Source organism: Mycobacterium gallinarum (assembly GCF_010726765.1).
GTDB classification, from domain to species: Bacteria; Actinomycetota; Actinomycetes; order Mycobacteriales; family Mycobacteriaceae; genus Mycobacterium; species Mycobacterium gallinarum.
This window is the reverse complement of sequence record NZ_AP022601.1, coordinates 3,481,675-3,501,471: the sequence shown is the minus strand read 5'-3', so window position 1 is coordinate 3,501,471 and position 19,797 is coordinate 3,481,675. Positions and strand designations below refer to the sequence as shown.

The window sequence follows — 19,797 nt, the reverse complement described above, 5'->3', positions numbered from 1 at the left end:
CGCGCCGGGCATGTGACCGCGGGTCGTCGGAGAACACCCCGACGACCCGCGGCGCGCACTCCTAGTGCGGCGAATTGGTGATCTTCTTCCTGAACCGGATGGCCCGCTTGGCCACCGCCGATTCCGACAGGGGTGGCCAAGGCCAACCGCTCTGGTCCCCGCGCGGCGCCTTCAGGAACGCCAGTCCGAGGAAGAGCCCGAAGATGACGTGCCCCAGCAGCGTGATGATCACCGTGGCCGTGTTCAGCGGGAACATCCGCTCCTCGCCGTTCGGCGACAGCGCGACGGTTGCCATCAGGCCGGCCCAGGTGGGAAACACTCCGAAGGCAATCGCAGCCAGCACCGCGTAGACGTTCTTCCACCTGTCGATGCCGATGGCGTACGCGACGACGAAGAAGGCCACTCCCAGCCCGCCGGCATCGCCGAGGTACCGGTACACGTAACCGACCGCCGCACTACCCGCCGTGTCCGGCTCGCCGGTGACGAACGACCCCATCACGGGGATGAAGTCGCCCATCAATCCCAGCACGTGCACGGCGAACAGCCTGGCAGCGTCGTACACGATGCAGGCCACCATGCCCGCGATCAGGCCACGCCCGACGATCATGTCGATCCGGTGCGGCGCGAACGCGATGAGCGTTGCGAGCAACGCAACCAGCGAAATGGTCACCAACGTGATGCCGCTCTGGGGCAGCAGACCGAACACCTCGACCGAGATCGCGAGGATCGGCATCGACGCCAGCAACAGCACCAGGGCGATGCGCGCGTACTCCCACTTGGTCGGCGGTGTGACCGCCGCCTTGCTCAGGTCGAGGTAGCGCTGCCGGATGGTGTTGGTGACCTTTCCGACGACCGGGATGTCGACGAGTGGACGCAGCCGAACGGTGTCGCCGTCGACGCCGCTGACGGCCTTCGGAAGTGCCTTCAGCCGCACGGTTTTCGGCTCGCCGAGGTCTGCGGCCCGCTGGGGAGCGGTGGCGTGCGGGTTCGGCCTGGCCGGCAGGTCGCCGGGGCGCAGCCGCACAGTTTCTTCAGGAGCTCGTGCGGTTCGGCCGGTCGGTGCTGTCGTGGACATCGGATATTCCTGTTTCGTAGTGTTGACGACCTTTGCGATCGTTTTCAGTCGTTCTGTACGACATTCATGATGGTTTTCGGAGGTGACCGCGGGTAATCGCCGCGAAGTCAGTTTTTCTGGCCGCAGCCGACAGGTTTTCCTATCCGTCAGGCAAGTGTCCGCGCGAACCCGCGACCGGACATGGCAGGGTGAGCATCGATTCTCAGGGGAGGTGGCGCGCAAATGTGCACGCGGGTGCTGTGGAACACCGAGGGCGGATACGTCATGTCGGGTCGCACGATGGACTGGCCCGAGTCGACGCAGCCGACGATCGTCGCCTTTCCGCGGGGGCGGCAGCGCGACGGCGGCAAGGTCGGCGACATCGTCGCGGTCGCCGACAACCCCCTGCGATGGACGAGTCGCCACGCGAACCTGGTCACCACGGTGTACGGGATCGGCACCGTCGACGGGTTCAACGAGGCGGGCCTCGGAATGCACGCCCTGTTCCTCAAGTCCACCGACGTCGGAGCACGTGATCCGGGCCGGCCGGGTCTGCAGATGGGGCTGTTCGGCCAGTACCTGCTCGACCAGGCAGGCAGCGTCGCCGAAGCCCTCGAGTTGATCGGCACGTTCCAGCCGGTGATGGTGGAGGCGCACGGACGCCAGGCCACCATCCATTTCGCGCTTGAAGACGTCGGCGGGGACTCGGCGATCATCGAGTTCGCCGAAGGGGAACCCGTCATTCACCACGGTCGTCAGTTCACCATCATGACCAACGATCCCACCTACGACCAGCAGCTGGATTTGCTTGCACAGCAGGACTTTTCGAATCCGAGCAGTGACACCCCGTTACCCGGAAACGTGAACCCGAGGGATCGGTTCCAGCGTGCGGCCTATTATTCGGCCCTGCTGACGCCGCCCGCCGATCGGCGGCAGGCGGTGGCGAGCGTGATGGCGATCATGCGCAACGTCTCGGTGCCGTTCGGTGCGCCGTACCACGACTTCGGCGTCTACAACACCGAATACCGGACCGTCATCGACCTGACGGAGAAGCTGTATTTCTTCGAATTGTCGACCAGTCCGAACGTGATCTGGATCGACTTCGACGCGCTGAAGCTCGATGGTCAGCCGTTGGAGATCAACCCGTACGACACCACTCTGGTCGGCGACGTCACATCCCGGTTCGAACCGCATCCGGTGCCGTTTTAGATCCTTGACATGACCTTCTCGCCGTACTTCTCGATGGCGCGCAGCTTGTTCTCCAGCGGTTCGGGGTCGGGTCCTAGGGCGTAGGGCATCCGGAAGCCGACCATGATGTTCGTGACGCCGCGGTCCTCGAGCCGCTTGATGCCGTCGGGTTTGTAGGCATCGAGCGACTGGGCGTGAATCTCGAACGGTCCCGTGCGGCCCTCTTCCTCGCGAAGCTCGTTGAGCCGCTTGATATATCGGTCGAGCGACTCGGGGTCGCCGAGGTCACCTCCGCCGTGCATCCAGCCGTCGTTGCGGGCCGCACGCTGCAACGCGGCCTCGGCGTGCCCGCCGATGAGAATCGGGATCGGCCGAGTGGGCGCCGGTGACATCTTGGTCTTCGGGATGTCGTAGAACTCGCCGTGGTACTCGAAGTAGTCGCCGGTCGTCAGGCCCTTGACGATGTCGATGCACTCGTCCATGCGTTTGCCGCGCCGCGCGAACGGCACGCCCATCAATTCGTAGTCCTCGGGCCACGGGCTGGTACCGACGCCGAGGGCGAGCCGATTGTCGGACAGCGCGGCGAGCGAGCCGGCCTGCTTGGCCGTCAACGCCGGCGGGCGGATCGGCAGCTTGAGGACGTAGATGTCGAACCGCAGCGTTGTGGTCACGGCGGCGAGTGCGCTGGCGAGGACGAATGTCTCGACGATCTCCTTACCGTCGAGGAATTCGCGGTTCCCGTCGGGGGTGTACGGGTACTTCGAGTCCGACTCGTACGGGTAGGCGACGCTGTCGGCGATCGTCATCGCGTCGAAACCCGCGGCTTCGGCCGCCTTGGCGAGCGGGATGTAGTACTTCGGATGAGTCAGTGATTCCGCATAGGTGAAGCGCACCAGCCGATATTAGAACGTGTTCTAGTCTCAGGTTTGAGCATTGACGCGAAGGGAACTTCAAACGTCGTGAGTGCGGCTAAGACGTTTTACAAGCCTCTGTCGATCGTGAGCAGCGTGATGGGCGGCCTGATCGCGGGCAAGATCTTCACCGAAATCTGGCAGCGCGCCAACCCCGACGACGAGGAACCGGATCCGAAGGATCTGAGTCGCTCGTTGCGGGAGGTCATGATTGCCGCCGCGGTCCAGGGGTTGATCGTTGGCGTGGTTCGTGCCGGGCTGGCCCGTGGGCAAGCCAAAGGATTCGCGGCGATCACCGACGAGGACTTGAGCTAACCGGCCCAACCGGCATCATGGCCTAGGTGCGCAGCTGGTTGACCCGCAATGTGCGGGTGCTCGCGGCCGTGTCGTTTCTGCAGGACACCGCCAGCGAGCTGCTCTACCCGCTGCTGCCGATCTATTTGACATCGGTGCTCGGTGCGCCCGCCGCGGTGGTCGGCGCCGTCGAAGGCGCGGCCGAGGGTGCGGCGTCGCTGACGAAGCTGGCGGCCGGGCCGCTCGGTGATCGTTTCTCGCGCCGGCCGCTGATCGCCACCGGCTACGGCATGGCCGCACTGGGCAAGGTGATGGTGGCTGCCGCCTCGGGGTGGACGGGCGTGCTCGCGGGCCGGGTGGTGGACCGGCTGGGTAAGGGCATCCGTGGCGCGCCTCGCGACGCGCTTCTGATCGTCGACATCGACGCGGCCGCGCGCGGTCGGGTGTTCGGATTTCACCGTGCGATGGACACCTTCGGCGCCGTGGTCGGTCCGCTGCTGGGTCTGGTGGGCTATCAGCTGCTGGACCAGCAGATCGCACCTCTGTTGTGGGTCGCGGTCGTGCCCGCCGTGCTGAGCGTCGCGTTGGTGTTCCTGGTGCGCGAACGTGTGCCGCTGCCGAACAAGGCGACTCGCCGCGCGGTGTTCTCCCGGGTCAAGGATCTGCCCCGCAGCTATTGGCGGGTGACGGCGGTCGTGGTCGCGTTCGGATTGGTGAACTTTCCCGACGCGTTGCTGTTGTTGCGGCTCAACGAGATCGGGTTCTCGGTGACCGAGGTGATACTCGCGTATGTGGGTTACAACGCCGTCTACGCGGTGGCCAGCTATCCGGCGGGGCTGCTCGCCGACAGGGTCGGCAAACCGCTGGTGTTCGGCATAGGGTTAGTGTTCTTCGCGATCGGCTACACGGGTCTCGGTATGACGACCGACGCGCTGTCGGCGTGGCTGCTGATCGGCGTCTACGGTCTGTTCACCGGATGTACCGACGGTGTGGGTAAGGCCTGGGTCTCGTCGCTTGTCGCCGACGACGTACAGGGCAGCGCGCAGGGAGTCTTCCAGGGCCTCAGCGGTTTTGCAGTGCTTGCGGCAGGTCTGTGGGCCGGGTTTCTGTGGGGCGCCGACGGTCGACTACCGCTGTTGATTTCGGGTGTCGCGGGCGGGGTGGTCGCCGTTGTGGTGCTGGTGATCGCGATCGGCGGACGTCACCGCACCTCGAGTTCCTCCAGCGCGAATGGCGGTGCGCCGACTCCGGCCACCGAATAGCCGCCCTGCGGGGGCCGCTCGACGATGCGTGCCTGCGCGTGGTGCTCTCCGATCGAGACGGTCGCCTGTCGCGGCAACTTGGTGTCGCCGGGCAAGTCGTCGAAAACCTTTCCCTGCCAGTGATATCGGCCGTCTATCGGGTCGACGTGGCCGGCCAGTCGCACGCGCACGGTGCGTTCGTCCTCGCCGATGCGCACGCTGGCGGGCCCGTCGTAGATCTCGCTCACCGTTGTCTGTTCTTCGCGCAAGCGCTCATCACCGGGGCAGGAACCCGCTGCGCCGCCACATGCGCCGCGCGATCGGGCCCATCAGCCCGACCTCCTCCAGGAACGCCGCCAGCGGCGCGAACCCGAGGACGTGCGTTTCGTGCCGGTGTGCGCTGCTGCGCGCTGCGCGGCGGGCCTCGCGCGCGTCCAGGCCGACGCGGCGGTACTGCACCTTGTTGGTGAACAGGAAGCGGAAGAAGTAGCCGCCGACGCCGTTGATGTTGGCGACGAAGAACTTCGGTAGCCGCCGCATGGTCGGGGTGCGCTTACGCAGCCCGTCGCGGGCGAATTGGATGTGGCGGGCTTCCTCGGTGACGTGGATACGCATGAGGCGCTGGATGATCGGCTGCAGGTCGTCGTCGTCCATCATCTGCCGTTGAAGGGAGTCGAAGATCTCCTCGCCAACCAGCGCGGCGACCCAGAGCATCGGTCCCTGGAAGGCGAAGGGCAGCAGGTTGATGATGAAGCGCTGGTAGTACCTGGGCTGCACCGGGTTTGCGCCGACACGTTCGATCGCCTTGCCGAACATCACCATGTGGCGGGTCTCGTCACCGAGCTCGGTGAGTTCGTAGTGCGTGGCGCTGGCGGTGGGGTCCTGGTGCATCATCTTGCGCAGCAACGCCTGGTTCAGGATGTTCTCGAACCAGATGCCGGCCGACAGCGTGTTCACCAGCTCCTGGCGTGACAACTCGATCTGCTGCTCGCGGGTCATCGCGTTCCACATCGGCGTGCCATAGAGCGAGACGCATTTCGGCGGCAGGAAGAACTTGTCAGGGTCCAGCGGCGCATCCCAGTCGATATCGACGACCGGCGCGTAGGACTTCTTGACGGAACCCTTCAGCAGACGTTCGGCGAACTCTTCACGAGTGGGTGCGGTCATCAACGACTCCCTCCGACTGCGCTGTCGTGAACGTTGTTCGAAAGGTACGGAGCCGGGTGCCAACATGTCAATACCCCGGGTATCGGGTACCCATGGTATCCCCAGCTCGTGCCGTATTCTCGGCGCGTGACCCGTCGGATCCACGTCATCGGCATCGGCGCGGGCGACCCCGACTACGTGACGGTGCAGGCAGTGACCGCGCTCAACGACACCCGGGTGTTCTTCGCGATGGACAAGGGCGACACCAAGGACGACCTGGTCGCGCTGCGACGCCTGATCTGCGAGCGATTCATCCGCGAACCGGGGTATCGGTTCCACGAGATGCCTGATCCGCCACGCGCCAAGGGCGGCGACTACCGACAGGCCGTCGCCGACTGGCACGCCGAACGCGCCCGCCTGTGGGCTGACGCGATCACCTCAGAACTCGGCCCCGGCGACGTGGGTGCGTTTCTCGCATGGGGTGATCCATCGCTCTACGACAGCACACTGCGGATCCTGGACCGCGTGGCCGAACACGTCGACATCGACTACGACGTCATTCCCGGGATCACCGCGATCCAGGCGCTGACGGCCCGACACCGCATACCGCTCAACGACGTTGGCGAGCCCGTGCTCATCACCACCGGACGGCAGTTGCGCGCCAGCGGTTTGGCGGGCAGCGCGGTCGTCATGCTCGACGCCGACTGCTCGTTCCAGGGGTGCCCGCCCGACACCCGGATCTGGTGGGGTGCCTACCTCGGCACGGCCGACGAACTGCTGTTCTCCGGAACGGTCGGCGACGTCGGTGCGCACATCGTGACGGCGCGCGCAGCAGCCCGCGCCGAACACGGCTGGATCATGGACACCTATCTGCTGCGCGGCCCGGAATAGCCCGCATCGTGGGAAGATCAGCCGCATGGGATCTTTCCTGCTGCGTGCGGCACTGACCGGGTTTGCGCTGTGGGTTGTGACCCTGATCGTTCCCGGGATCAGCTTCATCGGCGGGGATTCGACGCTGCAGAGAGTCGGCATCATCTTCGTCGTCGGCGTGATCTTCGGTCTGGTCAACGCGATCATCAAACCGATCGTGCAATTCATCTCGATCCCGCTCTACATTCTGACGCTCGGCCTGATTCACATCGTGATCAATGCGCTGATGCTGTGGATCACGTCGTGGATCACCGAGCACACGACGCACTGGGGCCTGTTCATCGACGACTTCTGGTGGACGGCGATCTGGGCGGCGATCGTGCTGTCGATCGTGACCTGGTTGTTGTCGCTCGTTGTCGGCTCGAGTGAACGCGCAGCGGACCGCTAGCGGCACACTGGAGATATGCCCGAACTGCCCGAGGTCGAAGCGCTCGCCGATCATCTGCGCCGCAACGCCGTCGGGTTGACCATCGGGCGCATCGACGTGTCGGCGTTCTCGGTGCTCAAGACGTTCGACCCCGCTATCGCGGTGCTGCACGGCCAGACCGTCACCGGCGCCAATCGGTGGGGCAAGTACCTCGGAATTCAGTCCGGCGATCTGCACCTGATCACGCACCTGTCGCGGGCCGGATGGCTGCGGTGGTCGGACAAGCTCGCGGCGGCGCCCCTGAAACCCGGTAAGGGTCCGATCGCGCTGCGCGTCCACCTCGGCACACCGGGGGAAGGGGCGGGCTTCGACCTCACCGAGGCCGGGACGCAGAAGCGGCTGGCGGTGTGGCTGGTCGACGATCCGGCCAAGGTGCCGGGCATCGCCGCGCTCGGACCCGACGCGCTGTCGCTGGGACCGGAAGACCTGGCCGCCGTTCTTGCCGGCAACAGCGGTCGTATCAAGACCGTGATCACCGACCAGAAGGTGATCGCCGGCATCGGCAACGCCTACAGCGATGAGATCCTGCACGTTGCGAAGATCTCGCCGTTCGCGACGGCGGGCAAGCTCACCGAAGCGCAGCTCTCCGCATTGCACGACGCGATGATCTCCGTCCTCACCGATGCCGTGAGCCGATCCGTGGGTCAGGGGGCCGCAACGCTGAAGGGGGAGAAGCGATCCGGGCTGCGCGTGCACGCCCGTACCGGCCTGCCGTGTCCGGTGTGTGGTGACACCGTGCGCGAGGTGTCCTTCGCCGACAAGTCGTTCCAATACTGCTCGACGTGTCAGACGGGCGGCAAGATTCTGGCGGACCGGCGAATGTCGCGGCTGCTCAAGTAGATCGGCAGTACGAGCGGGTGGCCGACGTCAACGCCTGCTGGTAGAGGCCGTCGAGTTTTCGTGCGGTGACCACCGCGGCCGTCGCATCCGCCAGGTCTCTCCCGCAGCCCTGACTGTGTAGCGAATTCCAGTGCAGGGCAATCTCATCAACCAGGGTCTTGTTCAGCCCGTTGATCTGGGTTCGTGATTCGGCGAGGTCCGGTGCGCTTGTCGGTGCGATGCCCGGATCGAACTTCCACTGGCCGAAGCGGGTGTACTGGACCCCTTCGTTGGCGGCTATCTGATCGGTGAAGACGGTACGCACGTAGGCCGGGTCGATACCGTGGGCCGTCGCATCGGCTGCCACCGAGTCCAGTACCTGGTTCGCCCTCGCGGGGTCGGTGATGGCGCCGCCGTTGATCCACTTGGTGGCCGCCACCGGATCGGCGGTCGCCAAGCGTTGGGCTGTCGCGTCGACCAGTTGATAAAAGGGGTAGACGGGCTGGGCCGCGGCGACCGGCGCCAGGACTACCTGGCCCGCCAGCAGGGCAGAGGCCACGAGAAGTGAACTTCGATTCGGGATCACACCATCATCATGCATAAGCTGACCGCGTGACTCGGCAGAAAATCTTGATCACCGGCGCCAGTTCGGGGCTCGGAGAAGGCATGGCCAGGGCGTTCGCCGCCAAGGGGCGCGACCTCGCATTGTGCGCCCGCCGCGTCGAGCGGCTCGACGACCTGAAGGCAGAACTCCTGGAGCGCCATCCCGGCATCACGGTGGCCGTCGCCGCGCTCGACGTCAACGACCACGATCAGGTGCCCAAGGTTTTCGCCGAGCTCTCCGACGAGTTGGGCGGTATCGACCGCGTCGTCGTCAACGCGGGTATCGGTAAGGGCGCACCGCTCGGGTCGGGCAAGCTGTGGGCGAACAAGGCCACGCTCGAGACGAATCTCATTGCCGCACTTGTCCAGATCGAGACCGCGCTGGAGATGTTCAAGGCCGCCGGCGGTGGACACCTGGTGCTGATCTCTTCGGTGCTCGGCAACAAGGGCGTCCCGGGAGTGAAGGCCGCGTATGCGGCGAGCAAGGCCGGTGTGACGTCGCTTGGAGAGTCGCTGCGTGCCGAATACCTCAACGGTCCGATCAAGGTGACCACCCTGGAACCGGGATACATCGAATCGGAGATGACGGCGAAGTCTGCGTCGACGTTGTTGATGGTGGACAACGAGACTGGGGTCAAGGCGATGGTCGACGCGATGGAGCGCGAGGCCGGCCGGGCAGCCGTTCCGTGGTGGCCGTGGGGGCCGCTGGTACAGCTGATGCGGGTCCTCCCGCCGCGTCTTGCAAAACGTTTTGCTTAGAAAAGCTTCATGTTTAATGGCCGCGCGGCCGCGGGTAGCCCAATTTCATGAACGCGAAGATGATGAAGTTGACACCTTTCCTATTCGCGGGTGCGGCGGCCGCCGCGATCGCTGCTGCGCCCATCGCCAGTGCTCAGCCGGCGCCGCCGCCGTGCGTGAACGCTGACGGCACGCCCTGTGGGGCCATCGGCAACGTCACAGCCGGGCCGGGCGGCGGAGCGAACGTCGCCATTCCCAACGGGCCGGTCGGCACTGCCGACGGCGGCGGGGCCTCCGGTGTGATTCCCAACGGTCCTGGTGGTTCCGCGGACCTTGGCGGTGCTAGCGGCTCACTGTCGCCGGTCGGACCGGGCGGTTCAGCAGGTCCTGGTGGGGCCAGCGGATGTCTCCCCAATGTCGGGTGCATCAACATCCCGGCGGGATAACCCCAACGCCCAGTTGTGATTTCGGTGCGCCTGTGATCGCTCCGCGAGTGTAGGCGCACCGGAATCGCTAGGCGGAGCGACCCCGCTCCGCGCGGCTCAGGCGGTTCTACCGCGCTCCGCGCGGCTCAGGCGGTTCTACCGCGCTCCGCGCGGTAATGACGCACCAGCGCGTCGGTCGAGGAGTCCGACTGTTCGGCGGGCGCGTCGTCGGCGGTGATCACCGGAAGCAGCGCCTTGGCCTGGGTCTTGCCGAGTTCCACACCCCACTGGTCGAACGAGTCGATGCCCCAGACGACGCCTTCGGTGAACACCTGGTGTTCGTAGAGGGCGATCAACTGGCCCAGCACCGACGGCGTCAGCTTGGTCGCCAGGATCGACGTGCTGGGCCGGTTACCCGGCATCACCTTGTGCGGAACGACATCCGGGGGAGTCTCTTCCGCGGCAATCTCTTCGGCGGTCTTGCCGAATGCCAGCACCTGCGTCTGGGCGAAGAAGTTGCTCATCAACAGGTCGTGCATGCTGCCCGTGCCGTCGGCGGTCGGCAGGTCGTCGGTGGGCTGCGAGAAGCCGAGGAAATCGGCGGGCACCAATCGGGTGCCCTGATGCAGCAGTTGGTAGAAGGCGTGCTGGCCGTTGGTTCCCGGTTCGCCCCAGAAGATCTCGCCGGTACTCGTCGTCACCGGTGAGCCGTCGGCACGCACCGACTTGCCATTGGATTCCATCGTCAGCTGCTGCAGGTAGGCGGCGAACCGTGACAGATCATTCGAATACGGCAGTACCGCACGGGTTTCCGCGCCGAAGAACTCGTTGTACCAGAGGCCGATGAGGCCGAGCAGCGCTGGCGCGTTCGCCTCCAGTGGCGCGGTACGGAAGTGTTCGTCGACGATGTGGAAACCGGAAAGGAACTCTGCGAACCGCTCCTTGCCGATGACCGCCATCACCGACAACCCGATTGCCGAGTCCACCGAATACCGTCCGCCGACCCAATCCCAGAAGCCGAACATGTTGTCGGTGTTGATACCGAAGTCGTCGACCAGCTTCTTGTTCGTCGACACCGCCACGAAGTGCTTGGCCACCGCGGCGTCGCCGAGCGCGTCGGTGAGCCAGCGACGCGCGGCAGTCGCGTTGGTCAGCGTCTCCAGTGTCGAGAACGTCTTGGACGCGATGATGAAAAGCGTTGTGGCCGGGTCGAGTCCGTCGAGCTTGGCCACCAGGTCGGCGGGGTCGACGTTGGAGACGAACCGGGCCGAGATACCAGCGTCGGCGTAGTGACGCAGGCCGAGGGTGACCATCGCAGGGCCCAGATCCGAACCGCCGATGCCGATGTTGACCACCGTCGTGATGCGCTCGCCCGTCGCGCCGGTCCACTCACCGCTGCGCAGCCGGTCGGTGAAGTCGCCCATCTTGTCGAGCACCTCATGGACGTCGGCGACGACGTTCTGGCCGTCCACGGACAGCTCGGCACCACGCGGCAACCGCAGCGCGGTGTGCAGCACCGCGCGATCCTCCGAAGTATTGATGTGCGCGCCTGCGAACATCGCGTCGCGGCGCTGCTCCAGGCCCGCCGCGCGGGCCAGGTCGACAAGCAGCGCCAGCGTCGCGCGGGTGACCCGGTGCTTGCTGTAGTCGATGTAGAGATCGCCCACCGTCAGCACCAGCTCCGACCCGCGGGCAGGATCTTCGTGGAAGAACTCGCGTAGGTGTTCCTCGCCGATATCGTCGTGATGCCGTTGCAGGGCCTGCCATGCGGCAGTGGCGGTGATGTCGGGAATCTGCGAGGTATCGGCGGTCATGTAGCCGACATTAATGCGGCCAAATGTCCAAAGGTGTAAGAGGGAGTAATGGATACCGCCAAGCTGCTGTCGTCTGTGCCCACCGGCCTGTGGATCGGGGGCGAGGAGCGCAAAGGTTCCTCGACGTTCGACGTGCTCGACCCGTCCGACGACAAGGTTCTGATCTCTGTTGCCAACGCGACGCCCGAGGACGCCGTCGCCGCCCTGGACGCCGCGTGCGCGGTACAGGCCGACTGGGCGGCCACCCCGCCACGCGAACGCGGCGAGATCCTGCGTTCGGTGTTCGAGAAGATCACCGAACGCGCCGAAGACCTGGCCACCCTGATGACGTTGGAGATGGGCAAGGTGTTGCCCGAGAGCATGGGTGAGGTCAAGTACGGCTCAGAGTTTTTCCGCTGGTTCGCCGAGGAAGCCGTGCGCATCGCGGGCCGCTTCACGCCGAGCCCGGCGGGCACCGGCCGCATCCTTGTCACCAAGCAGCCGGTCGGGCCGTGCTACGCGATCACGCCGTGGAACTTCCCGCTGGCCATGGGGACCCGCAAGATCGGCCCGGCGTTCGCGGCCGGCTGCACGATGATCGTCAAGCCCGCCCAGGAGACGCCGCTGACGATGCTGCTGCTGGCCAAGCTGATGGACGAGGCGGGGCTGCCCAAGGGCGTGCTGTCGGTGCTGCCGACGAGCAGCCCCGGCCCGGTCACCGAGGCCCTGATCAACGACGGCCGGCTTCGCAAGCTGACCTTCACCGGATCCACCGGCGTCGGGAAGGCGCTGGTGAAGCAGTCGGCCGACAAACTGTTGCGCACCTCGATGGAGCTCGGCGGCAACGCGCCGTTCATCGTGTTCGACGACGCCGACGTGGACGCCGCCGTCGACGGCGCGATCCTGGCCAAGATGCGCAACGGGGGCGAGGCCTGCACGGCGGCCAACCGCTTCCACGTCGCGAACTCGGTGCGCGAGGAGTTCACCGACAAGCTGGTCAAGCGGATGAGCGAGTTCACGCTCGGCAAGGGCACCGACGAGTCATCGACACTGGGGCCGCTGATCAACGCCAAGCAGGTCGCCACGGTCGAGGACCTGGTGTCCGACGCGGTGTCGCGCGGCGCGACGGTCGCGGTCGGTGGCGTCGCTCCAGGCGGTCCGGGCAACTTCTACCCGGCGACCGTGCTGGCCGACGTTCCCGCCGACGCCCGCATCCTCAAGGAGGAGGTGTTCGGGCCCGTCGCGCCGATCACCGGCTTCGACACCGAGGAGGAGGGCATCGCCGCCGCCAACGACACCGAGTACGGGCTGGCCGCCTACGTCTACACGCAGTCGCTGGACCGCGCGCTGCGCGTCGCCGAGGGCATCCAGTCGGGCATGGTGGGCATCAACCGCGGGGTGATCTCCGACCCGGCGGCACCGTTTGGGGGAGTGAAGGAATCCGGATTCGGCCGCGAGGGTGGCTCTGAGGGCATCGACGAATACCTCGACGTCAAGTACATCGCGCTGACCAAGTAACACCCCTTGCGCGAGGCTGCGTAAAAGTCCGTCCGGCACGGCGTGTCGGGGACTTTTGCGTCTGCTCGCGCGGGAAAGATTTCGGCAGTGCGCACCGCTGAGAGCCGTGGGGGCATCCCCGCGTTGGACGGCATCCGTGCGGTGGCGGTCGCGCTGGTCCTGGCCGACCACGGCGGTATCCCGGGCCTGTCGGGCGGGTTCCTGGGCGTTGACGTGTTCTTCGTGCTCAGCGGATTCCTGATCACGTCGCTGCTGCTCGACGAGCACCGGCGGACGGCGCAGATTCGTCTCGGCGACTTCTGGATTCGGCGCGCCCGTCGACTGCTGCCCGCCCTGCTGGTGATGGTGCTGGCCGTCGTGGCGGCCCGCGATCTGTTCTCGCCCGAATCCACGGCGTCGCTGCGCGAAGACGCCGTCGCCTCGTTCTTCTGGATGTCCAACTGGGCCTTCGTCGCGCAGCGCGCTGACTACTTCTCACAGGGCGCGCCGCCGTCGCCGCTGCAGCACACGTGGTCGCTCGGGGTGGAGGAGCAGTACTACCTGCTGTGGCCGCTGCTGCTCGTCGGCGTCGCGGCGCTGTTCTGGTCCCGGCTACGACTGGCCGTTTTCGTGCTGTCGACCGTCGGCGTCATCGCTTCGGCGACCGCGGCGATCGTGCTCACCACCGACTCGACGCTGAACCGCATCTACTTCGGCACCGACAGCCGCGCACAGGCGTTGTTGGTCGGCTCTGCCGCGGCCGCACTGCTGGTGCGGGACTGGTCGGTGCTCAACGACGGCGGAACGTTGATCCGGACGCGGTGGGGCCACATCGTCGCGCGCATCCTGCCGTTCATCGGCCTGGCTGTGCTCGGCGCGGCGGCGCACTATGCGACCGGCAGCGTCGGCGACTTCCGCGGCGGCCTGCTGATTGTGGTGGCGATCGCGGCCGTCCTCGTCGTCGCACCGGTGGCACTGGAGCAGGAGGGACCCGTCGCGCACGCCCTAGCGTGGCGGCCGCTGGTGTGGCTCGGCGCGATCTCCTACGGCGTGTACCTGTGGCACTGGCCGATCTTTCTGGCGCTCAACGGTGAACGTACGGGGCTGTCCGGCTGGCCACTGTTCGTCGTGCGCTGCGCGATCACGGTGGGCCTGGCCGCGGCGTCGTGGTGGCTGCTGGAGCAGCCGATCCGTCGCTGGCGGCCTATGCATGTGCCGCTGCTGCCGTTGGCGGGTGCGACGGCCGCGACCGCCGCTGTGGTGACGATGGCGGTGCTACCCGTCGGCGTGAAGACCGAGCAGCCGCCGCTGGGCCCGGCGATCGACTCCGCCGCGCTCGCGCTCGTCGGGCCGGAGGTGCCCGTCGAGGTCCGCAAACCGACTGCGCACGAGCCCGGCACCCGCACCGTCGCGGTGTTCGGCGACTCGATCGCGTGGACGATGATGCGGTACCTGCCGCCGACACCAGGGCTGGCGTTCACCAATTACACGACGATCGGGTGCGGCATCGCCCGCGGCGGCCCCTACCGGTACGTCGGACAGACGCTGAACCAGAAACCCGAATGCGACACCTGGCCCAGCCGGTGGTCGCAGCGCATCAACCATGACCGCCCGGACGTGGTGTTGCTGATGGTCGGCCGCTGGGAGGTGGTCGACCGGATGAACGAAGGCGTCTGGACCCACATCGGCGAGGACGGTTACGAGGACTATCTGCGTGGCGAACTCGACCGCGCGCTCGACATTCTCGGCTCGACCGGCGCGCAGATCGTGGTCACCACCGAGCCCTACAACCGGCGCGCCGAAAAGCCGGACGGCAGCTTGTATCCCGAAGACAATCCCGATCGCGTCGACCAGTGGAATGCGTTGCTGCGCAGCGTCGTGAAAACGCGCCCGAACGTCGAGTTGCTCGACCTGAACCGCAAACTCGGGCCCAACGGCGTCTACACCAACTGGGTCAACGGCATCCGTGTGCGCAGCGACGGTGTGCACCCGACACCGGAAGCGGTGGAGTGGCTGACGCCGTGGCTGACCGACGCGCTGCGCTGAGTCCTAGTGCCCGAGGCGGCCGCGGCCCAGCCGCAACAGCAGCATCGCCAGGTCCTTGCCGTCGGGTCCGAGTTCGCTGTAGCGCTCGATGACCTTCATCTCACGGCTGTGCACCAGACGGGTGCCGCCGGACGCCATCCGGGCCTGGCCGATGAGCTTGGACACCTCGGTGCGGCGTTTCACGGCTTCCAGGATCGTCGCGTCCAACTTGTCGATTTCCTGGCGCAGGTCGTCTATGTCTGGCAACTGTTCGACCTCGATAGTCATGGGATTCTCCGGTTTCTCGTTGTGTAAGGGACTGCGGTCTCATCCGGTGATCGGGCCTCACACAAGAGACGAGCCCCGGATCCGGAAGAGGACCGCGGGGCTCTGTGAAGCAGCTAGACCACGGGTACCTCTGGCCGGTACCCGTAAAAAAATCGTCCTTGCTGCATGAGCACGTAATGAGTGTGCCATCAAGGGCCGCGCCGGCGCAAAGATGTCGCTGGACAGCGGTAAGTTCGGTGATGAAATGTCGATTTCTTCGCCACCATCCTCCATGGACACCGAGACCGACCAGCTCCTCGACGGGCTGAACCCCCAGCAACGGCAGGCGGTGCTGCACGAAGGCTCGCCGCTGCTGATCGTCGCCGGGGCGGGTTCCGGTAAGACCGCCGTGCTGACCCGCCGGATCGCCTACCTGCTCGCCGCCCGAGAGGTCGGTGTCGGCCAGGTGCTGGCCATCACGTTCACCAACAAAGCGGCCGCCGAGATGCGCGAGCGGGTGGTCAACTTGATCGGCCCGCGCGCTCGGAACATGTGGGTGTCGACGTTCCACTCCACGTGTGTGCGGATCCTGCGCAACCAGGCCTCGCTGCTGCCCGGGCTCAACTCGAACTTCTCGATCTACGACTCCGACGACTCGCGCCGCTTGCTGATGATGATCGGCAAGGACATGGGCCTGGACACCAAGCGGTACTCACCGCGGTTGCTGGCCAACGGCATCTCCAATCACAAGAACGAGCTGGTCGGCCCCGAGCAGGCGGCGGCCGAGGCGTCGGAGGCCGGCGAGGAACTGCCGCGCATCATCGCCGAGGTCTACGGCGAGTACCAGCGGCGCCTGCGTATGGCCAACGCACTGGACTTCGACGACCTCATCGGCGAGACAGTCGCTGTGCTGCAAGCCTTTCCGCAGATCGCGCAGTACTACCGGCGGCGGTTCCGGCACATCCTGGTCGACGAGTACCAGGACACCAACCACGCGCAGTACGTCCTGGTGCGCGAGCTGGTCGGCAGGGAAACCGAAGACGGGGTGGCGCCGGCCGAGCTGTGCGTCGTCGGCGACGCCGACCAGTCGATCTACGCCTTCCGCGGTGCGACCATCCGCAACATCGAGGACTTCGAACGCGACTTCCCCAACGCCACAACCATTCTGCTGGAACAGAACTACCGCTCGACGCAGAACATCCTGTCCGCGGCCAACTCCGTCATCTCCCGGAATGCCGGCCGTCGTGAGAAGCGGCTGTGGACAGACTCCGGCGAGGGTGAGCTGATCGTCGGCTACGTCGCCGACAACGAGCACGACGAGGCACGCTTCGTCGCAGGCGAGATCGACGCGCTGGCCGACCGCGGCGACATCTCCTACAACGACGTCGCGGTGTTCTACCGCACCAACAACTCCTCGCGCGCGCTGGAGGAGGTGTTCATTCGGGCCGGCATTCCGTACAAAGTCGTTGGCGGCGTGCGCTTTTACGAACGCAGGGAGATCCGCGACATCGTCGCCTACCTGCGCGTGCTGGACAATCCCGGCGACTCGGTGAGCATGCGGCGCATCCTGAACACCCCGCGGCGCGGCATCGGCGATCGCGCCGAGGCGTGCGTGGCGGTGTACGCCGAGAACACCGGCGGCAGCTTCAACGACGCGCTGCAGGCCGCTGCCGAGGGCAGGGTGCCGATGTTGAACACCCGCTCGGAGAAGTGCATCGCAAGCTTCGTCGAGATGCTCGACGAACTGCGCGGGCGCCTGGACGGTGAGCTCGGCGAGCTCGTCGAGGCGGTGCTCGATCGCACCGGCTATCGCACCGAGCTCGAGAATTCGAGCGACCCGCAGGACCTCGCACGCCTCGACAACCTCAACGAATTGGTCAGCGTCGCACACGAATTCAGCACCGACCTGGCCAATGCTGAGGCCCTGGGCGAGCCTGAGGACGAAGACATCCCCGACACCGGGGTGCTCGCCAAGTTCCTGGAGCGGGTGTCGCTGGTCGCCGACGCGGACGAACTGCCCGAGCACGGCGCGGGTGTGGTGACGATGATGACGCTGCACACCGCCAAGGGGCTCGAGTTTCCGGTCGTGTTCGTGACGGGCTGGGAAGATGGCATGTTCCCGCACATGCGGGCGCTCGGCGATCCGACGGAGCTGTCCGAGGAGCGTCGGCTGGCCTACGTCGGCATCACCCGTGCCCGTCAGCGGCTCTACGTCAGCCGGGCCAAGATCCGCTCGTCGTGGGGTCAGCCGATGCTGAACCCGGAATCGCGCTTCCTCAAAGAGATTCCGCAGCACCTGATCGACTGGCGGCGTACCGACCCGGGGCCGTCGATGCCGGCGCCGGTGAGTGGGGCGGGCAGGTTCGGGACACCGCGTCCGTCACCCACACGTTCCGGCGCGGGCAAGCGGCCGCTGCTCGTGCTCGAGCCCGGCGATCGGGTCAATCACGACAAGTACGGCCTCGGACGCGTCGAAGAGGTTTCCGGCGTGGGCGAATCGGCGATGTCGCTCATCGACTTCGGCAGCTCAGGCCGCGTCAAGCTCATGCACAACCACGCCCCGGTCTCCAAGCTCTAACCGCTGCTGCGACCCCACCGCGCGGTAGCGGGCAACAACGCGCACGCGATCGTCGCCAGCGGCAGCACTGGTATCGCGTAGACGATCGTCGGCAGTCTGGCCCCGGCGACGAACAGGCTCGAGAAGATCATCAGCGCGACGACGGCGCCGACGACGATCAGCAGGCGGCTCACCCGACGGCGCAGCAGCAGCCCGATCAACCCGGCGATGAGCGCCGCCGCGGAGATGGCGGTCAGAAACGCGACGGCCACGCAGAACAGCAGGTCGGTTTCCCACCAGCCAGTGATCAGGTCGGTGGCGATGACCGCCGTCGCCCAACCACTGAGAATGCTCAAGATGGCCGCCGCGATCGCCGGGCGCGGGTTCGGCCACGGATTCGTGGGCGTCACCGGGGTGGGCCTGGCGCGCGGGATGTAGGACGTCTGCGGATCTGCCGCGGCGGGAAACTCGCCGGTGGGGTGGCGGCGGATGATCGACGTCTGCGGATCCGCTCCGACGGGGATTTCGCCCGTGGGGTGTCGGCGGATTATGCGGGTGGAGCTGGGTTCGTCGTCGTCACTTCCACTGTCACTGGCCACTTAGCCAGAGTAATTGGACAACGCGAGTCCCCGTTTGGAGAGCCAGCCGACGGGGTCGACGCGGTCGGTGCCGTTGAGCAGCACCTCGAAGTGCAGATGCGGGCCCGTCGAGTTGCCGGTGTTGCCCATCTTGGCGATCTGATCGCCCGCCCACACGCGCTGCCCGATCTCGACGTTCCACGCGCTGAGATGTCCGTAGAGCGTGACGGTGCCGTCGGCGTGCCGCAGCTTGACCCAGTTGCCGTAACCGCCCTGCGGCCCGGCGTCGATGACGATGCCGTCCGAAGCCGCAAGGATCGGGGTGCCGATCGCGTTGGCGATGTCGATGCCGCCGTGCAGTACACCCCAGCGGTAGCCGAAGCCAGAGGTCCAGGCGCCCTTGGTGGGCATCACGAACATGGGGCGCTGCAGGCGGGCCTCGCGTTCGGCGCGCTCGCTCGCGAACGCGGCGGCCTTGGTGACCTCCTCGGCGTGCACAGCAGCATCGAACGTCGAGGAGACGGTCACCACCTGCATGCCGTCGGTCGAACCGGTGATCGCACCGCCGGCGAGGACGTCCTGGTCCGCTGCCAGCACGGTCGCGGGGCCTTCCTCGGACGCGTTGGCCATCGTGTAGGCGCCGGCAGCGGTGGCGCCGACCGCCATCGCTGCGACCATCAACCGGCCCTTGACGGGCACTTCCTGCTTGCGGTGCGCGCCGCCGCGGGTGATCGCGAAGATGTCGGTCGCGGCCGCGCCGTCGCTGACGTCGGTGTGGCTGTCTCGGTACGCGTGTGATGAGCGCCGTTCGTCGCGCGGATCGCGGCGGAATTCGGACGGCACAGCCAGTCGCTGAGGTAGCTGATCGTCGGTGTCGTGCAGGTCGTCGAGCTCGGGAGCGTGGATGACCTGAGCTTCGCGATCGAAGGCACTGTTCTGATTGAAGTCCAGCTCAGCCCCGAGATCAGGCAGGTCGCCGAACTCGTTGAACGGAATGATGTCGGTGATTTCCGCGGGTCGTTCAGCGGGGCGGCGGATGGTTAGCCGGGTGGTCGACACTCCTGATGGAGATCGTGACGCACGGTGCTGAGCCAACCTGAAAGTCCCTTTGCTCGTGATCTATTCGTTACCAACGCGGACCAAAGGCACGTTAACCAAATCCCAATGTTGGTGGCAACCCGAGGGAGTATTCCGCCGGGGATTGTGACGTGTATCACTGATACCCGGCGGTGAGATCCACCACATGACAGGTAGGCGGTTCAGAGGGCTCAACCTCGTGTGGATAAAGTTCCCCCGAGCCTGTG

At 66.2% G+C, this 19,797-nt stretch carries 19 protein-coding genes and 2 pseudogenes; 12 read left to right on the top strand and 9 right to left on the bottom strand.

Translation table 11 applies throughout. The features are described 5' to 3' along the window. Window positions 1-61: 61 nt before the first annotated feature. Window positions 62-1,075 (bottom strand): hypothetical protein, encoded by a 1,014-nt coding sequence (locus G6N42_RS17045; protein WP_163730651.1) that lies wholly within the window; start codon window positions 1,073-1,075, stop codon window positions 62-64. A gap of 222 nt (window positions 1,076-1,297) precedes the next feature. Between G6N42_RS17045 and G6N42_RS17040 the strand changes: the two genes are divergently transcribed. After that, a complete protein-coding gene (locus G6N42_RS17040; RefSeq protein ID WP_163730650.1) occupies window positions 1,298-2,263 on the top strand; it encodes a linear amide C-N hydrolase in 966 nt (321 codons plus the stop codon). Here the strand turns inward: G6N42_RS17040 and G6N42_RS17035 are convergent. Beyond that, window positions 2,260-3,135, bottom strand: coding sequence for a TIGR03619 family F420-dependent LLM class oxidoreductase (locus G6N42_RS17035; protein WP_163730649.1), 876 nt, complete (start codon window positions 3,133-3,135; stop codon window positions 2,260-2,262). The genes G6N42_RS17040 and G6N42_RS17035 overlap by 4 nt on opposite strands. Window positions 3,136-3,201: 66 nt before the next feature. On the opposite strand from G6N42_RS17035, the gene G6N42_RS17030 reads away from it, so the two are divergent. Beyond that, window positions 3,202-3,468 carry a DUF4235 domain-containing protein gene (locus G6N42_RS17030; protein ID WP_163730648.1) on the top strand — a complete coding sequence of 89 codons (267 nt, stop codon included), beginning with the start codon at window positions 3,202-3,204 and terminating at the stop codon, window positions 3,466-3,468. A gap of 26 nt (window positions 3,469-3,494) precedes the next feature. Further along, on the top strand, window positions 3,495-4,709 hold the full coding sequence (locus G6N42_RS17025) for an MFS transporter (RefSeq protein ID WP_163730647.1): 1,215 nt from the start codon (window positions 3,495-3,497) through the stop codon (window positions 4,707-4,709). On the opposite strand, the gene G6N42_RS17020 is transcribed toward G6N42_RS17025, so the two are convergent. Both G6N42_RS17020 and G6N42_RS17015 read right to left on the bottom strand, forming a co-directional pair. Continuing rightward, complete coding sequence (locus G6N42_RS17020; protein ID WP_163730646.1) at window positions 4,649-4,936, bottom strand: DUF4873 domain-containing protein; 288 nt, start codon at window positions 4,934-4,936, stop codon at window positions 4,649-4,651. The two genes, G6N42_RS17025 and G6N42_RS17020, sit on opposite strands and share 61 nt — an antisense overlap. A 28-nt stretch (window positions 4,937-4,964) precedes the next feature. Further along, window positions 4,965-5,855: an AurF N-oxygenase family protein gene (locus G6N42_RS17015; RefSeq protein ID WP_163730645.1), complete on the bottom strand. Its 891-nt coding sequence runs from the start codon at window positions 5,853-5,855 to the stop codon at window positions 4,965-4,967. Between the two features lie 126 nt (window positions 5,856-5,981). On the opposite strand from G6N42_RS17015, the gene cobF reads away from it, so the two are divergent. The 4 genes and pseudogenes from cobF to G6N42_RS31250 all read left to right on the top strand — a co-directional run bounded on the left by cobF (window position 5,982) and on the right by G6N42_RS31250 (window position 8,031). After that, window positions 5,982-6,725, top strand: a complete 744-nt coding sequence (gene cobF, locus G6N42_RS17010) for a precorrin-6A synthase (deacetylating) (protein WP_163730644.1) — start codon at window positions 5,982-5,984, stop codon at window positions 6,723-6,725. A 25-nt stretch (window positions 6,726-6,750) separates the two neighbouring features. Continuing rightward, window positions 6,751-7,152, top strand: coding sequence for a phage holin family protein (locus G6N42_RS17005; protein ID WP_163687602.1), 402 nt, complete (start codon window positions 6,751-6,753; stop codon window positions 7,150-7,152). 15 nt (window positions 7,153-7,167) lie between these two features. Continuing rightward, window positions 7,168-7,410 (top strand): annotated as a pseudogene (locus G6N42_RS31255) (DNA-formamidopyrimidine glycosylase family protein); the annotation flags it as partial. Between the two features lie 153 nt (window positions 7,411-7,563). After that, window positions 7,564-8,031, top strand: a complete 468-nt coding sequence (locus tag G6N42_RS31250; RefSeq protein ID WP_232076610.1) for a zinc finger domain-containing protein — start codon at window positions 7,564-7,566, stop codon at window positions 8,029-8,031. Here G6N42_RS31250 and G6N42_RS16995 read toward each other — a convergent pair. Then, window positions 8,024-8,611 carry a chorismate mutase gene (locus tag G6N42_RS16995; RefSeq protein WP_163730642.1) on the bottom strand — a complete coding sequence of 196 codons (588 nt, stop codon included), beginning with the start codon at window positions 8,609-8,611 and terminating at the stop codon, window positions 8,024-8,026. The genes G6N42_RS31250 and G6N42_RS16995 overlap by 8 nt on opposite strands. An 11-nt stretch (window positions 8,612-8,622) precedes the next feature. Here G6N42_RS16995 and G6N42_RS16990 point away from each other — a divergent pair, with 11 nt between their 5' ends. Further along, entirely contained in the window at window positions 8,623-9,372 is a 750-nt protein-coding gene (locus tag G6N42_RS16990) for an SDR family oxidoreductase (RefSeq protein ID WP_163730641.1), read from the top strand. A 47-nt stretch (window positions 9,373-9,419) separates the two neighbouring features. Continuing rightward, window positions 9,420-9,797 (top strand): hypothetical protein, encoded by a 378-nt coding sequence (locus G6N42_RS16985; protein WP_163730640.1) that lies wholly within the window; start codon window positions 9,420-9,422, stop codon window positions 9,795-9,797. A 125-nt stretch (window positions 9,798-9,922) separates the two neighbouring features. Here G6N42_RS16985 and pgi read toward each other — a convergent pair whose 3' ends face one another. Beyond that, on the bottom strand, window positions 9,923-11,590 hold the full coding sequence (gene pgi, locus G6N42_RS16980) for a glucose-6-phosphate isomerase (RefSeq protein ID WP_163730639.1): 1,668 nt from the start codon (window positions 11,588-11,590) through the stop codon (window positions 9,923-9,925). Window positions 11,591-11,638: 48 nt separating this feature from the next. Between pgi and G6N42_RS16975 the strand changes: the two genes are divergently transcribed. Together G6N42_RS16975 and G6N42_RS16970 are read left to right on the top strand one after the other, a co-directional pair. Beyond that, window positions 11,639-13,087, top strand: a complete 1,449-nt coding sequence (locus G6N42_RS16975; protein ID WP_163730638.1) for an NAD-dependent succinate-semialdehyde dehydrogenase — start codon at window positions 11,639-11,641, stop codon at window positions 13,085-13,087. Between the two features lie 87 nt (window positions 13,088-13,174). Beyond that, complete coding sequence (locus G6N42_RS16970) at window positions 13,175-15,112, top strand: SGNH/GDSL hydrolase family protein (RefSeq protein ID WP_163730637.1); 1,938 nt, start codon at window positions 13,175-13,177, stop codon at window positions 15,110-15,112. Window positions 15,113-15,115: 3 nt separating this feature from the next. On the opposite strand, the pseudogene G6N42_RS16965 reads toward G6N42_RS16970, so the two are convergent. After that, window positions 15,116-15,422 (bottom strand): annotated as a pseudogene (locus G6N42_RS16965) (chorismate mutase). A gap of 201 nt (window positions 15,423-15,623) precedes the next feature. On the opposite strand from G6N42_RS16965, the gene pcrA reads away from it, so the two are divergent. Further along, window positions 15,624-17,936, top strand: a complete 2,313-nt coding sequence (gene pcrA / locus G6N42_RS16960) for a DNA helicase PcrA (RefSeq protein WP_163730635.1) — start codon at window positions 15,624-15,626, stop codon at window positions 17,934-17,936. Here the strand turns inward: pcrA and G6N42_RS16955 are convergent. Both G6N42_RS16955 and G6N42_RS16950 read right to left on the bottom strand, forming a co-directional pair. Next, window positions 17,933-18,514, bottom strand: a complete 582-nt coding sequence (locus G6N42_RS16955; protein WP_163730634.1) for a hypothetical protein — start codon at window positions 18,512-18,514, stop codon at window positions 17,933-17,935. The two genes, pcrA and G6N42_RS16955, sit on opposite strands and share 4 nt — an antisense overlap. Further along, window positions 18,515-19,588, bottom strand: coding sequence for a M23 family metallopeptidase (locus G6N42_RS16950; protein ID WP_163730633.1), 1,074 nt, complete (start codon window positions 19,586-19,588; stop codon window positions 18,515-18,517). It lies immediately after the preceding gene. Window positions 19,589-19,797 lie beyond the last annotated feature (209 nt).